This window comes from Nitrosospira sp. Nsp13 (assembly GCF_900101945.1).
GTDB classification, from domain to species: domain Bacteria; phylum Pseudomonadota; class Gammaproteobacteria; order Burkholderiales; family Nitrosomonadaceae; genus Nitrosospira; species Nitrosospira multiformis_D.
On sequence record NZ_FMVD01000003.1, the window covers coordinates 83,929 to 97,579 of the forward strand.

General features: G+C 52.5%; 13 protein-coding genes. 10 read left to right on the forward strand and 3 right to left on the reverse strand.

What is annotated here, in order from left to right:
* Nucleotides 1-82 precede the first annotated feature (82 nt).
* Nucleotides 83-3,199: an efflux RND transporter permease subunit gene (locus tag BLO43_RS05230; RefSeq protein ID WP_090906157.1), complete on the reverse strand. Its 3,117-nt coding sequence runs from the start codon at nucleotides 3,197-3,199 to the stop codon at nucleotides 83-85.
* Nucleotides 3,200-3,210: 11 nt separating this feature from the next.
* Complete coding sequence (locus BLO43_RS05235; protein WP_090906158.1) at nucleotides 3,211-4,434, reverse strand: efflux RND transporter periplasmic adaptor subunit; 1,224 nt, start codon at nucleotides 4,432-4,434, stop codon at nucleotides 3,211-3,213.
* A gap of 150 nt (nucleotides 4,435-4,584) precedes the next feature.
* Here BLO43_RS05235 and BLO43_RS05240 point away from each other — a divergent pair, with 150 nt between their 5' ends.
* The 9 genes from BLO43_RS05240 to BLO43_RS05280 all read left to right on the forward strand — a co-directional run bounded on the left by BLO43_RS05240 (nucleotide 4,585) and on the right by BLO43_RS05280 (nucleotide 12,439).
* Nucleotides 4,585-5,202, forward strand: a complete 618-nt coding sequence (locus tag BLO43_RS05240) for a TetR family transcriptional regulator (protein WP_074631429.1) — start codon at nucleotides 4,585-4,587, stop codon at nucleotides 5,200-5,202.
* Nucleotides 5,203-5,544: 342 nt separating this feature from the next.
* Nucleotides 5,545-6,060, forward strand: coding sequence for an Rrf2 family transcriptional regulator (locus tag BLO43_RS05245; protein WP_090906159.1), 516 nt, complete (start codon nucleotides 5,545-5,547; stop codon nucleotides 6,058-6,060).
* A 61-nt stretch (nucleotides 6,061-6,121) separates the two neighbouring features.
* The gene (locus tag BLO43_RS05250; protein ID WP_090906160.1) at nucleotides 6,122-6,463 is read left to right on the forward strand and encodes a HesB/IscA family protein; all 342 of its coding nucleotides are present in this window, start codon (nucleotides 6,122-6,124) and stop codon (nucleotides 6,461-6,463) included.
* Nucleotides 6,464-6,564: 101 nt separating this feature from the next.
* The gene (gene sufB / locus BLO43_RS05255) at nucleotides 6,565-8,001 is read left to right on the forward strand and encodes a Fe-S cluster assembly protein SufB (RefSeq protein ID WP_090906161.1); all 1,437 of its coding nucleotides are present in this window, start codon (nucleotides 6,565-6,567) and stop codon (nucleotides 7,999-8,001) included.
* Nucleotides 7,998-8,786: a Fe-S cluster assembly ATPase SufC gene (gene sufC, locus BLO43_RS05260; RefSeq protein WP_090906162.1), complete on the forward strand. Its 789-nt coding sequence runs from the start codon at nucleotides 7,998-8,000 to the stop codon at nucleotides 8,784-8,786. Before sufB ends, sufC begins: the two co-directional genes overlap by 4 nt.
* 8 nt (nucleotides 8,787-8,794) lie before the next feature.
* The gene (sufD, locus tag BLO43_RS05265) at nucleotides 8,795-10,099 is read left to right on the forward strand and encodes a Fe-S cluster assembly protein SufD (RefSeq protein ID WP_090906311.1); all 1,305 of its coding nucleotides are present in this window, start codon (nucleotides 8,795-8,797) and stop codon (nucleotides 10,097-10,099) included.
* 17 nt (nucleotides 10,100-10,116) lie between these two features.
* Entirely contained in the window at nucleotides 10,117-11,376 is a 1,260-nt protein-coding gene (locus BLO43_RS05270; protein WP_090906163.1) for a cysteine desulfurase, read from the forward strand.
* A complete protein-coding gene (gene sufU, locus BLO43_RS05275) occupies nucleotides 11,376-11,858 on the forward strand; it encodes a Fe-S cluster assembly sulfur transfer protein SufU (protein ID WP_074631442.1) in 483 nt (160 codons plus the stop codon). Before BLO43_RS05270 ends, sufU begins: the two co-directional genes overlap by 1 nt.
* Before the next feature lie 20 nt (nucleotides 11,859-11,878).
* Entirely contained in the window at nucleotides 11,879-12,439 is a 561-nt protein-coding gene (locus BLO43_RS05280) for a NifU family protein (RefSeq protein WP_074631444.1), read from the forward strand.
* Between the two features lie 31 nt (nucleotides 12,440-12,470).
* Here BLO43_RS05280 and BLO43_RS05285 read toward each other — a convergent pair whose 3' ends face one another.
* Nucleotides 12,471-12,821: a DUF488 domain-containing protein gene (locus tag BLO43_RS05285; RefSeq protein ID WP_090906312.1), complete on the reverse strand. Its 351-nt coding sequence runs from the start codon at nucleotides 12,819-12,821 to the stop codon at nucleotides 12,471-12,473.
* 291 nt (nucleotides 12,822-13,112) lie between these two features.
* On the opposite strand from BLO43_RS05285, the gene hemJ reads away from it, so the two are divergent.
* Entirely contained in the window at nucleotides 13,113-13,526 is a 414-nt protein-coding gene (hemJ, locus tag BLO43_RS05295) for a protoporphyrinogen oxidase HemJ (protein WP_090906165.1), read from the forward strand.
* Nucleotides 13,527-13,651 lie beyond the last annotated feature (125 nt).

Sequence of the window (13,651 nt, forward strand, 5' to 3'; positions counted from 1 at the left end):
GATGCAATGGCCGCAACGATCGATTTAACACCGCTGACCAAGGTAGACACCGCTATCGGATGGGGTAATCTTGAATGTGGCATCATGTCATTTCTGCCTGCGCATCTTTAACCCGCTTCTCCGTTTGCTTGCCGGTAAGCCAGGTAAAGAACAATGGAATGAATATGGTGGCGACAAAGGTCGCAAGTATCATTCCGCCAAACACACCGGTACCCATGGAGCGGCGGGCAGCAGCTCCCGCTCCCGTGGCGATCACGAGCGGCACGATACCCAGCACAAAAGCCATGGAAGTCATGACGATCGGGCGAAAGCGCAGACGCGCGGCCTCAACTGCGGCTTGTGCAACCGGCATGCCTTCCCTCATTTTCTGACTGGCAAATTCCACAATCAGAATAGCATTTTTTGCCGCCAGCCCTATTAGCGTAATCAGGCCTACCTGAAAATAGATATCATTGGGCATCCCGCGAATTAAAACGGCAAGCAGGGCGCCAACCAACGCAAAAGGCACCGCCATGATTACGGCCAGCGGCAACGTCCAGGTTTCGAATTGTGCCGCCAGGATAAGAAACACCATGATGATGGCGAAACTGAAAGCAAGGATTGCCGCCGAACCGGTACGTTTTTCCTGATAGGCTTGTGCTGTCCAGGCAATTTGATAATTATCCGGTAAATTCTTTGCCGCAATCTCTTCCACCAGTTTGATGGCGTCGCCCGAGCTTACACCCGGCGCACCGCCTCCCATTACTTTCGCGGAAAGCAGGCCATTGTAACGCTCCAGTTGCTCTGCGCCTGCAATGGTGCTGATTGTGCTGAGTGCCGACATAGGCACCATCTCTCCGGATTGTGACCGCACGTATACTCTGCCGAGATCCTCTGGCTTCATGCGGTATTGAGGTTCTGCCTGTAATTGTACGCGATAGGTGCGTCCGGCCTTATTAAAATCATTGATATAGAGCGAACCCATGGTGCTCTGCAAGGTGGCATACAGATCGGCAATCGATACCCCCTGTGAAATTGCCTTGGCTTCATCTACTTCAATAAAGAATTGCGGTACCGTAGGACGGAAAAAAGTGGCTATACCGGCAAGACGGGGTTCCTGATTGAGTGCATCAATGAAGTTGTTCACGACACCCGATAATTGCACGGGAGTTGCGCCAGCGCGGCTCTGTACATAGACTTCAAAGCCTCCCGCAGTGCCCAGACCACGAATGGCCGGTGGATTAAACGCAATCGCTATGCCGTCAGACTGCTGCATGCCGATACCAGACAGCTTTTTGACAATGTCCTCCGCTGTGGAGGTGCGCTCGGACCAGTCTTTAAATGCAACAAACATGGTAGCCGAGCTGGTTTTATTGCCCCCGCCAATAAGGTCGAAGCCATTGACCACAAACTCATGGGCAACAGCCGGATCCTCCGCGATGGCGGCGCGCACCGCTTCGGCGGTTCTGGTTGTTCGAGCCAGTGTTGCACCGTCAGGCAAGATTGTTGCGGTCACCACATAACCCTGATCTTCAGGCGGCACAAAGCTGTCAGGAACTGTTTTAATCAGGTAGAGTGCAACGGCGATGATACCTGTGAATACGAATGTCCCAATAATCTTGTGTTTCAAGGTGGTGCTGACCATACGGATGTAAAAATGGGTCAGGCGGCTGAAGCCGTTGTTAAATGCGCGAAAGAACGCGGACTCGCCATGCGTATGTTTCAGCAGGATCGCGCATAATGCGGGCGTGAGCGTCAGGGCTACCACACCCGAGATGGTGACCGCGACAGCGACTGTCACCGCAAACTGGCGATATAGCTCGCCGGCAATGCCGCCCATGAAAGCCACGGGCACAAATACCGCGCAGAGCACCAATACAATCGCCACGACGGCGCGGGCAACCTGCTCCATCGATTTGATGGCGGCTTTCATCGGCGACAGTTTTTCTTCGTCCATCAAACGTTCGATGTTTTCCAGCACGACAATCGCATCGTCCACCACGATCCCGATAGACAGCACCATGGCAAACAGGGTGAGCGTATTGATGGAAAAGCCGAACACCCACAGGCCGGCAAAGGTACCGATCAGGGAAATGGGTACTGCGATAAGGGGAATCAGCGTAGCGCGCCAGCTTTGCAGGAAAACATATACAACCAGAACAACGAGGATCATCGCCTCACCGAGTGTTTTGACCACTTCCCACATCGAGGCCTTAACAAATATGCTGGTGTCGTAAGGCACGACATAATCCATTCCTTCCGGAAAATACTGTTTCAACTCCTCCATCTTGGCCATCAGTGCGTTGGCCGTGTCGAGCGCGTTTGCGCCGGGTTTCAGAAAGATAGGGATACCTGCACCGGGTTGACCGTTCAATGCCGTACGCACGTCATAGCTTAGCGCTCCGAGTTCGATCGTGGCGACATCCTTGAGATAGAGAACACCCTGGGGTCCCTCGGCCCGCAAAATGATATTGCCGAATTGCTCGGGTTCCAGCAGGCGGCCTTTGGCGTTAACCGTATAAACCAGTTGCTGATCCGCCGGTGCCGGTTCCTGGCCTATCTTGCCGGCGGCATATTGTGCATTTTGTGAACGAATAGCCACGGCGATGTCTGTTGTGGTCACTCCTAATTGCGCCATACGGTCAGGGCGCAGCCAGATGCGCATGGAGTAGTCCTGCCCTCCAAACACTAGCGCGTCACCCACACCTTTAGTGCGTTTTAGCTCGTCCAGCACATTAAGCGTGGCGTAATTGCTTAGATATAGCGGGTCGTATTTTCCTTTCTCCTTGGAGATCAGCATAAAGACCAGCAGAATGTCATTGGAACGCTTTTGAATTACCAGGCCGGTACGGCGGACTTCATCCGGCAAACGCGGCAAGGCGATATTGACACGATTGCTTACGTTGAAAGTTGCCTGGTCGACGTCGGTGCCGACCTCAAAGGTCGCAGTGATAGTTAGCGTACCGCTGGAGTCGGCGCTGGAACTGAAGTACAACAGATTATCGACGCCGCTCAACTGCTCTTCAATCGGGGCGGCAACCGTTTTAGCCAGGGTATCAGCACTCGCACCGGGAAAGGTCGCGGTGATCAACACGGTGGGAGGCGCGATTTGGGGGTACTGGGCGATGGGCAGTTGCATTGCGGCTGCCAGCCCTGCCAACACGATGATGATGGACAATACTGATGCGAAAATCGGCCGGGTAATAAAGAATCTGGTCATGAGATTCCCGCCTACGTCTGCTTATCGGGGTCGGACTGGGCAGGGGATTGAGCAGGGGCTTCAACCAACGGTGCCGCAGGCGCTCCTCCTGGCGCATGGGATGACACAAGCGTACCAGGACGCAGTTTGATAATGTTATCGACAATAACCTTGTCACCGGCTTTGAGTCCCTCAAGAATCACCCAATCCTTGCCTATCCAGCGGCCCGCCACTACCGGCCGTACCGTCGCCTCGTTTTTCTCATTCATTACATAGACACTTTTACCCAGATCGGATGTCTGCACCGCAACCTGGGGGACGAGAAAGACCCCATCGCGTTCACCCGTGATGACGCGTGCACGGACAAATTGTCCTGGCAGCAGCCGCTGATCGGTGTTTTCAAATGTCGCGCGTAACTGTTGTGTACCCAGCGCCGGGTTGATCTGGCTGGCGGCAAAATTCAGCTTGCCTTTCTTTTCGTATTCCGTCCCGTCTGGCAATACCAGCACAACGTGTTGTACATTTTCTTCATTCAGGTGGCCACCAAGCTGTGCCAGTTCACTGTCGGAAAGACTGAAGCGCACCCATATGGGTGATAGCTGAACCAGCGTAGTCAGCAGGCTGGCGTTGGCTTCCACCAGTGCGCCCTCAGAGAATTGGAAGCGGCCCGATATACCACTTACCGGCGCTGTCACGGTGGTATAAGAAAGATTGAGTTCGGCATCGCGTAAACGTGCTTCGGCCTGCTGTAAGGCAGCGCTGACGATTGCACTGTCAGAGGCGGCGTTGTCATATTCACGCTGACTGATAGCCTGCGTATCCAGCAAATCACGCAAACGGTTTTCTTCCCGCTCGGCCTGCTTGATACGGGCTTTTTGTTCAGCAAGTTGCGCCCTTGCCTGGGCCAGGGCATTTTGATAGGGTACGGGATCAATCTGAAACATGGGCTGGCCCGCTTTTACCGCGGTGCCTTCTTCATACAGGCGTTTGAGCAAAATGCCGCCAACGCGTGGCCGTATTTCGACTTCCTTGGCACCTTCGGTTTGTGCAACGGCTTCGGCACTGATCGGCACGCTGGTGGGCTGTACTTCGACCACGCTGACAGGAAGCGCCGTGCCGACCTGAGATTGGCTGGCCGTCTGATCGCTTTTGCCGCATGCGCCCAACGCAACGCCCATTACCAGCGCAATGACTAATTTTGAGTGAATTACCCATGAACTACGAAATTTATTCTTATAATGCCTGGGAACTGCCATTTTTAACTCCATACCGGATAAACTCAATGTTCCAAATCCGTACCAAACTAAGCGGATCAAAACGGAATACTTGCATACATTCGTGTTTGTATGTAAATTATACACAAAAATCTATTGGTGTAAATAGTCAATAAGGAATTCACTCGCACGATGGCCCGAAAAACTAAGGAGGACGCGGAATTAACCCGGCAACGTCTTATTCAGGCGGCACGCGAGGTATTTCTGACGCGCGGTGTCAGTCGCACCACGATGGAGCACATTGCCGTTCAGGCGGGCGTTACGCGCGGAGCCATCTATTGGCACTTCAACAATAAAATCGCCTTGTTTCAGGCGATGCGCGAACAGGTATTTCTACCACTCATTGATCGCATGGACGATACCTTGCTGGTGGAACGCTCTGAAGATCCGCTTGCGTGTGTAGAAAACTTTTTATGCGGCACTATCCAGAACCTGACTGATAGTATCGAGACACGGCAGATTTACGAAATCATGATGATCAAGTGTGAATATGTGGACGAATTCGCTACCGTTTTGCGGCAAATTTTATCAAACTGCTCCGGTATCGAGGAAAAGCTTAAACTGGTTTATGAGCGTGCAAAAGCTCGCAAGCAATTGCATGCATCCCATGATCCTTCTCAATTAGCGACGGATACGCATCTATTTTTTATTGGCTTGCTGCATATGTGGGTGAAAGATACCGATGGCAATCGATTTCGCTACCAGGCAATAGAATTGGTCAAATCTCATATGAGACTCCGGCGCCGCTAAACGTTGTGTGCTCAAGAGCATACCGTTCCTGATTCCCTAACCACTGAACCTGCATCTCATGGCGCTTGCTATGGCGGATCGCAAAGTTTTGCGGCATATCCCCACACATTCCATGCTGTTCGGTGGCCACCACTGCACCCGACACGTGCGAATCCGGATGAACGAAGTGTATTCGGCGGTACCCGTTTTTCCGGTAAAATATAGTTGACTAAATCGATCAGGTATCTTATAGTTGACTAAATCAGTCATGTATTGATAAAGGTACTAACTGAGGTACTGGCTGGATCCGCTATGTTTAATATCTCTATTGATTGAATTTACGAGAGTAAAGAGGAGCTTATCATGAGGCTAACAACTAAAGGACGGTTTGCGGTAACGGCGCTGTTGGATCTTGCAATGCAGCGTAGCGCGCATCCCGTGACGCTCGCTGAAATCAGCCAGCGTCAACAAATCTCGCTATCCTACCTTGAGCAACTGTTTGCCAAGCTGCGGCAACGCGCGCTTGTCGACAGTGTGCGCGGCCCGGGTGGTGGTTATTGTCTTGCCAGGGACATGGCGGAAGTGTCGATTGCCGAGATCATCCTTGCGGTGGACGAGCCGATGGATTCAACACAATGCAGCGGAAAGGAAAATTGCCACAATGACAAAAAATGCATGACACACGATTTGTGGATAAAGCTTAATGATCTGATTTTCGATCACCTTGGCGCGATTACGCTGAAGCAGCTGGTTGATGACCAGAGAGCGAGGCAAGCGAAGCAGAGCGGTGTGGTCCCAATGCTGGATATGCGAAAGGTCATGCCCGAGCGTGAGCGTGGTGTTATGGCTGAACGTGAGCACTCCGTATATCCGGCCTGATCCGACCTGGATAGCACACGTTTATTTCGATCATCATTTAGAATGGCGCGCGGGAATAGTGATGGCGATAACATTAACTGAGAATGCCGCGAAACAGATCCGGAAGCAGCTTGCCAAGCGTGGCAAGGGATTGGCCTTGCGCGTCGGCGTAAAGAAAGTGGGCTGCTCTGGTTTTGCCTACACATTTGATTACGCGGACGATATTGGCGCGGACGATCAGATGTTCGAGTCTTGCAATGCTAATGTGGTGGTGGATGCCGGCAGCTTACCGTTTCTCGACGGTTCGCATATTGATTTCGTCAAGGAAGGACTCAATGATTCGTTCAGATTCGAGAATCCTAATGTCGACAATATGTGCGGCTGTGGCGAAAGCTTCAGTTTGAAGGAACCCGCCAAGGTTTAACCTGCCGGCGGAGGGCGCCAAGGTGGCGAAAAGGTGCAAAAGAATTTCGAGTAACGGGTACGAAGAATTTTCTTCGACGTAAACGATATTGGAGCAATCTAATGAGTGCAGTATTACAAAATCTGGTCAACCAGCCCTACAAGCACGGTTTTGTTACGGACATCGAGTCCGATGTTGCGCCGAAGGGACTGAGTGAGGACACTATCAAGCTGATTTCGGCCAAGAAGGATGAGCCCGAATGGTTGCTCGAATTTCGGCTCAAGGCTTATCAGCAATGGCTCAAGATGGAAGAGCCGAAGTGGTCGAGCGTTAAATACCCGAAGATCGATTTCCAGGCGATCAGTTACTACTCTGCACCCAAGCCGAAGAAGAAGTTGAGCAGCATGGACGAGGTTGATCCTGAGTTGTTGCGCACCTTCGAGAAACTTGGCGTGCCGATGCACGAGCGTGCCGCCCTTGCCGGCGTGGCCGTCGATGTGATTTTCGACAGCGTGTCGGTGGCAACGACCTACAAGCAGAAACTGGCCGAGGTGGGTATTATTTTCTGTTCGATTTCGGAAGCCGTCCATATGCATCCGGATCTGGTGAAGCAATACCTCGGTACCGTGGTGCCGGTGGGTGACAATTACTACGCCGCGCTTAACTCGGCGGTCTTCACCGATGGCACATTCTGCTTCCTTCCCAAAGGCGTCAAATGCCCGATGGACCTGTCAACATACTTTCGTATCAACACCGAGGAGTCGGGGCAGTTCGAGCGCACTCTCATTATCGCCGAGGAGGGGGCGTCGGTTTCCTACCTGGAAGGTTGTACCGCACCCAAGTTTGATACCAATCAATTGCATGCGGCGGTGGTCGAACTGGTGGCGCTCGACAATGCCGATATAAAGTATTCGACAGTGCAGAACTGGTATGCGGGTGACGAAAATGGCCTGGGTGGCATCTATAATTTTGTCACCAAACGTGGTCTGGCCAAAGGTGTCAATTCGCGCATTTCATGGACTCAGGTTGAAACGGGTTCGGCAATCACCTGGAAATACCCTTCCTGCGTCTTGCTGGGTGAGAACTCGGTCGGTGAATTCTATTCCGTTGCGGTCACCAATCATTATCAGCAGGCCGATACCGGCACCAAGATGGTCCACCTGGGAAAGAATACGCGCAGCACCATAGTCAGCAAGGGTATTTCAGCCGGTCATTCCAACAATAGCTACCGTGGGCTCGTCAGAATCGCGCCGACCGCCGCCGGAGCCCGCAATTATTCGCAATGTGATTCGATGCTGATCGGCGACGAGTGCAGTGCCAATACTTTTCCCTATATTCAGGTTCGTAACCATACTGCCAAAGTCGAGCACGAAGCATCAACGTCAAAGATCGGTGAAGATCAATTGTTTTATTTTGCACAACGCGGTATCGGCAACGAGGAAGCGGTATCGATGATTATTAATGGATTTTGTAAGGATGTATTTCAACAGTTGCCTATGGAGTTTGCGGTCGAGGCGACCAAACTGCTCGGCTTCAAGCTCGAAGGGAGTGTCGGATGATTTATCAGGACAGCAAAACGCTGCTTGAGGCGCGCGGACTGCGGGCGACCGTTAACGGAATAGAGATTCTCAAAGGTATCGATCTGACGGTCAGAAGTGGTGAAATACATGCAATCATGGGAACGAATGGTTCGGGTAAAAGTACCCTGGCAAAAGTACTCGCCGGTCATAATGCCTATGAAGTCACCGATGGCTCGGTGACGTTTGAAGGCAACAACCTGTTCGATCTTGAACCGGAGGAGCGTGCGCGTGCTGGCCTATTCCTTGCTTTTCAGTACCCGATAGAGATACCTGGCGTCGCCAACAGCCATTTTCTGCGTCTTGCTTACAATACCGTGCAGGCCCAACGCGGCAAGGAAGAACTTGATCCGCTCGAGTTTGAGGACTTTGTGCGTGAAAAGATGAAATTGCTTGAAATGAATCCGGATTTTCTCGATCGGGGTGTCAATGAAGGTTTTTCCGGTGGAGAGAAAAAAAGAAACGAAATATTACAGATGGCGTTGCTTGAGCCACGGTTGGCGATTCTCGATGAGACCGATTCCGGCCTTGATATCGATGCGCTCAGGATCGTCACCAATGGCGTGAATCAGCTCGCGAACAAAGACAATGCAATCATATTGGTGACGCATTATCAGCGTCTGCTCAACTATATCGTGCCGGACTACGTGCACGTGATGGAGTCGGGCCGTATCATCAAGACGGGTGGAAAAGAGTTGGCGCTGGAACTTGAGACGCGTGGTTACGATTGGGTCAGCGTCGAGCAACGTGCCGCGGCCAGAGTATGAGCGTGATCATGGTTACCGGTAGCAGCTATCTTGAAAGCCTGCTTCAAGGGCAGCCGCAATTGCCATCAAGCCCGCTGGCATGGCTTAATCAGTTGCGGGCCGACGCCGTCGATCGTGCCGGTACCCTGAAAGTACCGACTACACGCGATGAGGAATGGCGCTTTACCGACATTTCGCCGCTGTCCAGGCTATCGTTCCAACCGGTGCGGACCGAGCCGTCGTTGAGCGCAGCGGACGCCGAACATTTTTACCTGGAAGAGGCCACGATCCGCCTCGTGTTCGTCGATGGCGTGTACGCGCCGCAGTTGTCCCGGCAGCCGGATGGCGCTAAAGACCCCGGCCTGGTCGTTACCAATTTATCGGAATCGGTAGCCGCGTATACGGCGGCGATAGAGCCGCATCTTGGCCGTCACGCCGGGTTTCAGGACAACGTGTTTACCGCGCTCAATACCGCGTTCCTGCATGACGGAGCGCTGATCATCGTGCCGCGCAATGGAGTGGTTGATGAGCCGGTGCACCTTTTGTTTATCGCGACGCAAAAGGAGGCGGCAAGTCATCCACGTTGCCTGTTGATAGCCGAATCCGGCAGTGTGGTAACGGTCATCGAGGATTACGTTGCGTTGCAGGAAGATGCTTACGTGACCAATGCGGTGACCGAGATCGTGCTTGCCGACAATGCTCAGGTCGATCACATCCGGGTTCAGTGCGATAGTACCGAAGCGTTTCACATTGCGAATTGCGCGGTGTCGCTCGCGCATGCAAGCCGCTATCGATCAGTCAGCGTCGCGCTTGGCGCACGCATCTCGCGCTACAACCTGAACACGCTGCTTGCGGCTGAAGGGGCGGAGTGCACCATTGACGGACTGGCGTTGATCACCGGACGGCAGCTTGCCGATACGCATACCTGCATCGACCATGCGAAACCTCATGGTACAAGTACCCAGTCACATAAATGCATTGTGGATGGGGCTGCGCATGCGGTATTCAACGGTAAAATCATGGTTCGTCCGGGTGCGCAGCGCACCGATTCCTCGCAGTCGAGCCGTAATTTGCTGCTGAATGCGAAGGCGCGCGTGGATACCAAGCCGCAGCTGGAAATTTTCGCGGATGATGTGAAGTGTGCGCACGGGGCAACTGTTGGCCAACTCGATAATGAGGAAGTATTTTATCTCAAGAGCCGGGGACTATCCGAAACCACGGCACGCAACTTACTGACGTATGCATTTGGCGCTGAAATCATCGATCGCATATCGATTGCATCGCTGAAACACCGACTTGAGCAGACGGTACTTGAGCAAACTCAGAGAAACTGAACTCAGAGAAACTGAATATGCAGCTTATAGAATCCGCTTTGGAGTCACAATTCGACTTGATGTTTGATATTGAGAAAGTTCGCGCTGATTTTCCGATTCTCAAGCTCCAGATCGACGGTAAACCCTTGGTCTATTTCGATAATGCGGCATCCTGCCAGATGCCGCAGCCAGTCATCGACCGTCTGGTGCGTTATCAGACCACGCAACATGCCAATATCAATCGTGGAGTGCATTACCTGTCGGAAACGGCAACCGCGGAATACGAGGAATCACGCCGCAAGTTGCAGCGCTTCATCAATGCGCGCGAAGACAGGGAGGTTATCTTTACCAGCGGCACCACGGATGCGATCAATCTGGTGATGCACGGCTACGGCCGCAAGTTCATCGGCGCTGGTGACGAGATCATTCTGACTACGCTGGAACACCATTCGAATATAGTGCCGTGGCAGATGCTGGCGGAAGAGAAAGGAGCAAAAATCCGTGTTGCGCCCATCAACGACGCAGGCGAACTTCTTATTGACGAGTACGAGAAACTTTTTAACGAGCGCACGAAATTTGTTGGCGTGATGCACGTGTCGAACGCGCTGGGTACGATCAATCCGGTCAAATCCATGATTGCGTTCGCGCATGCGCGCGGGGTACCGGTACTGATCGATGGGGCGCAGGCGGTGCCGCATATGAAAGTCGATGTGCAGGACCTCGATTGCGATTTCTATGCGTTCTCAGGTCATAAGATGTGCGGCCCGACGGGTATTGGCATTCTTTATGGGAAGGCCGAGTTGCTCGAGCGCATGCAGCCGTTCAAGGGTGGCGGGGATATGATTTTGTCGGTGACGTTTGAAAAGACCACCTACAATACTATCCCGCATAAGTTTGAAGCGGGTACGCCCCCGATTGCGGCTGCGATCGGACTGGGTGCCGCAGTTGATTATTTATTGTCGGTCGGCATGGATACCATTGCTTCGCAAGAACTTGATCTGCTCAACTATGCGACCGAACAGATAAGCCGTGTACCGGGTGTGCGTATTATTGGCACCGCCGCAATGAAAACCGCGGTGCTGTCGTTTGAGGTCAAGGGCGTGCATCCGCATGATATCGGCACGCTCCTGAATCAGGATGGCGTCGCGGTACGTACGGGCCACCATTGTGTGCAGCCGGTGATGCTGCGTCTCAAGGTGCCGGCAACGACACGCGCCTCTTTTGCATTTTACAATACGCTGGCCGAGGTGGATTCATTTATCGCGAGTCTTCGCACCGTACAGAAGATTTTCACGTAATGAGTACGAAATCACTTTATCAAGAGGTTATCCTCGACCACAACAAGAAGCCGCGCAATTACGGTACGCTCGATAACGCAAGTCATCACGCCGTCGGTCATAATCCGCTGTGCGGTGACCACCTTGATATTGCACTCAATCTTGACGGGGAGCGCATTGATCGTATTGCTTTCCATGGTGAGTCATGTGCGATCTGCAAGGCATCGGCCTCAATGATGACTGCCGTCGTAAAAGGCAAGACACGGGCGGACGCTGAAACATTGATTCAGGAATTTCGTGATATGGCGATCGGCAAGCTCAACCTTGACGGTGATCATCATCTGGGTCGGCTCACCGTTTTTGCGGGGGTACGCGATCTTCCGACCCGCGTCAAATGTGCAATTCTGCCGTGGCATACCTTGCAGGCGGCGCTCAACTCAGTGACCACCACATCGACGGAGGCTGAAGACGATCCGATGCATGCCGCAATCGGTGATGCTTAACAGGAGGCAGGAAGGGAAAAATGCCAAAGATATCTGAAATAGAAGGTACACCAAATAAGAATGCGTTGAAATTCATTCTGAAAGAGCCATTGACCTGGGGCGTGACGCACTCGTACGACAACGCCGAGCAGGCGCAGGACGATCCCCTTGCCGCCGCGCTGTTTGATATTGATCATGTGACCAATGTATTTTATGTCGATCGCTGGATCACGATTACGCAGGATGGTGGCGCCGATTGGCAGGATCTGGCCCGCGAAGTCGCCGATCCGATCCGGGCCGCGCCCGCAGCGACTTCGCAGTCAGCCGCTACCGTTGCGGCGGCATCCAGCGCCATTGCCGGTTTGAGCCCGGAGGACCAGCAGCGCCTTGAAACGATCAATACGCTGCTTGATGAGGAGATACGTCCTTATTTGCAAAATGACGGCGGTGATCTTCATGTGCTCGGCCTCGACGGCAACAAACTCAGCGTTCACTACCAGGGCGCCTGCGGCACTTGCCCGAGCTCAATTTCGGGCACGCTCAGAGGCATTCAGAATTTGTTGAGGTCGATAGAGCCCGATTTGGAAGTGGTCGCGATGTAGTACCGCTTGTCCGGGTGTAAGGAAGGCGCCTTTATCGTAATGTTTCCAGATATTCCTTTAGCACGACGGCGTTATTGTGATTGAGCTCCCTGGAACCAAAGAGAAGCGTGGCGTTTCCGTTTCCAAGTTTCACGATGAGTTCCTTGACAGCCGCGTCGTTGTTCTTAAGCTCTTCCTGGTATCTGCGCCGGAATTCGGGCCACTTTTCCAGCTCATGTTGATACCAGTCGCGTAACTCATTCGAGGGCGCTACTTCCTTGGCCCAGAAATCGATCCCGGCCTTAGCCTTCGAAAGACCGCGTGGCCACAAGCGGTCAACGAGGATGCGTATTCCATCCGGGTGTGGGGGTGGCTCGTATACTCGTTCAAGTCTAAGTCTCATCGTCATTTCAAGGCATATCGCCTGCTATCGGTCGGTTATAATTCGACCCATGTTCCAGAAACTCGTTCCTGGTTTCGGGGTAGTTTGCATGATAATTATTTCCGAAGGTCGCTTAATCCATTCGATGATGCCGATCGGCTATAGTATTATCCTGAAGCCGATAGTTGGTCTCGTCTCATTGGAACCCGCCAGGGGTGAAGGTCAAGTGATGCGAGGAGTCATTGCGGATCATGTCGCTTAATTGACAAATGAACCGGGAATGAGTGGTCACTGCTGGATTTAGGTTATCAGATGCTCTGGATAAAATCGCTACATATTATTTTTATGGTGACCTGGTTTGCCGGGCTCTTTTATTTGCCTCGCCTGTTCGTCTATCATGCGATGAGCGATGATGCGTCCGGCATTGAGCGTTTCAAGGTGATGGAACGCAAGCTCTATTATGGCATCATGACACCAGGTGCCGTATTGACGATTCTTTTTGGTCTGTGGCTTTGGCTGGGTTATGGTATTTCCGGCGGATGGTTGCATGCCAAACTTGCATTGGTGATCGTACTGATTGGATACCACCTCTACTGCGGCAGGTTGCTTACCGATTTCAAATATGACCGCAACCATCATAGTCACGTTTATTACCGCTGGTTTAATGAAATTCCGGTGGTGATTCTGATTGTGGTGGTGATACTGGTTGTGGTGAAACCGTTTTAAGAGTTGCTATCTCTCCATGAAATTCTCCGGATACAACGCTTTCTATCAGCGGGTAGAGAAGAAAGCCAAGATCGTGTATTCAAATCCTTCGGAACCCTTCAAAGTCCTTCCAAACCGGCTAATCC

What these genes read in the sequence shown, in the direction of transcription:
- BLO43_RS05230 (WP_090906157.1), bottom strand. Translation starts at nt 3,199, where the DNA reads ATGACCAGATTCTTTATTACCCGGCCGATTTTCGCATCAGTATTGTCC.
- BLO43_RS05235 (WP_090906158.1), bottom strand. Translation starts at nt 4,434, where the DNA reads ATGGCAGTTCCCAGGCATTATAAGAATAAATTTCGTAGTTCATGGGTA.
- BLO43_RS05240 (WP_074631429.1), top strand. Translation starts at nt 4,585, where the DNA reads ATGGCCCGAAAAACTAAGGAGGACGCGGAATTAACCCGGCAACGTCTT.
- BLO43_RS05245 (WP_090906159.1), top strand. Translation starts at nt 5,545, where the DNA reads ATGAGGCTAACAACTAAAGGACGGTTTGCGGTAACGGCGCTGTTGGAT.
- BLO43_RS05250 (WP_090906160.1), top strand. Translation starts at nt 6,122, where the DNA reads ATGGCGATAACATTAACTGAGAATGCCGCGAAACAGATCCGGAAGCAG.
- sufB (WP_090906161.1), top strand. Translation starts at nt 6,565, where the DNA reads ATGAGTGCAGTATTACAAAATCTGGTCAACCAGCCCTACAAGCACGGT.
- sufC (WP_090906162.1), top strand. Translation starts at nt 7,998, where the DNA reads ATGATTTATCAGGACAGCAAAACGCTGCTTGAGGCGCGCGGACTGCGG.
- sufD (WP_090906311.1), top strand. Translation starts at nt 8,795, where the DNA reads ATGGTTACCGGTAGCAGCTATCTTGAAAGCCTGCTTCAAGGGCAGCCG.
- BLO43_RS05270 (WP_090906163.1), top strand. Translation starts at nt 10,117, where the DNA reads ATGCAGCTTATAGAATCCGCTTTGGAGTCACAATTCGACTTGATGTTT.
- sufU (WP_074631442.1), top strand. Translation starts at nt 11,376, where the DNA reads ATGAGTACGAAATCACTTTATCAAGAGGTTATCCTCGACCACAACAAG.
- BLO43_RS05280 (WP_074631444.1), top strand. Translation starts at nt 11,879, where the DNA reads ATGCCAAAGATATCTGAAATAGAAGGTACACCAAATAAGAATGCGTTG.
- BLO43_RS05285 (WP_090906312.1), bottom strand. Translation starts at nt 12,821, where the DNA reads ATGAGACTTAGACTTGAACGAGTATACGAGCCACCCCCACACCCGGAT.
- hemJ (WP_090906165.1), top strand. Translation starts at nt 13,113, where the DNA reads ATGCTCTGGATAAAATCGCTACATATTATTTTTATGGTGACCTGGTTT.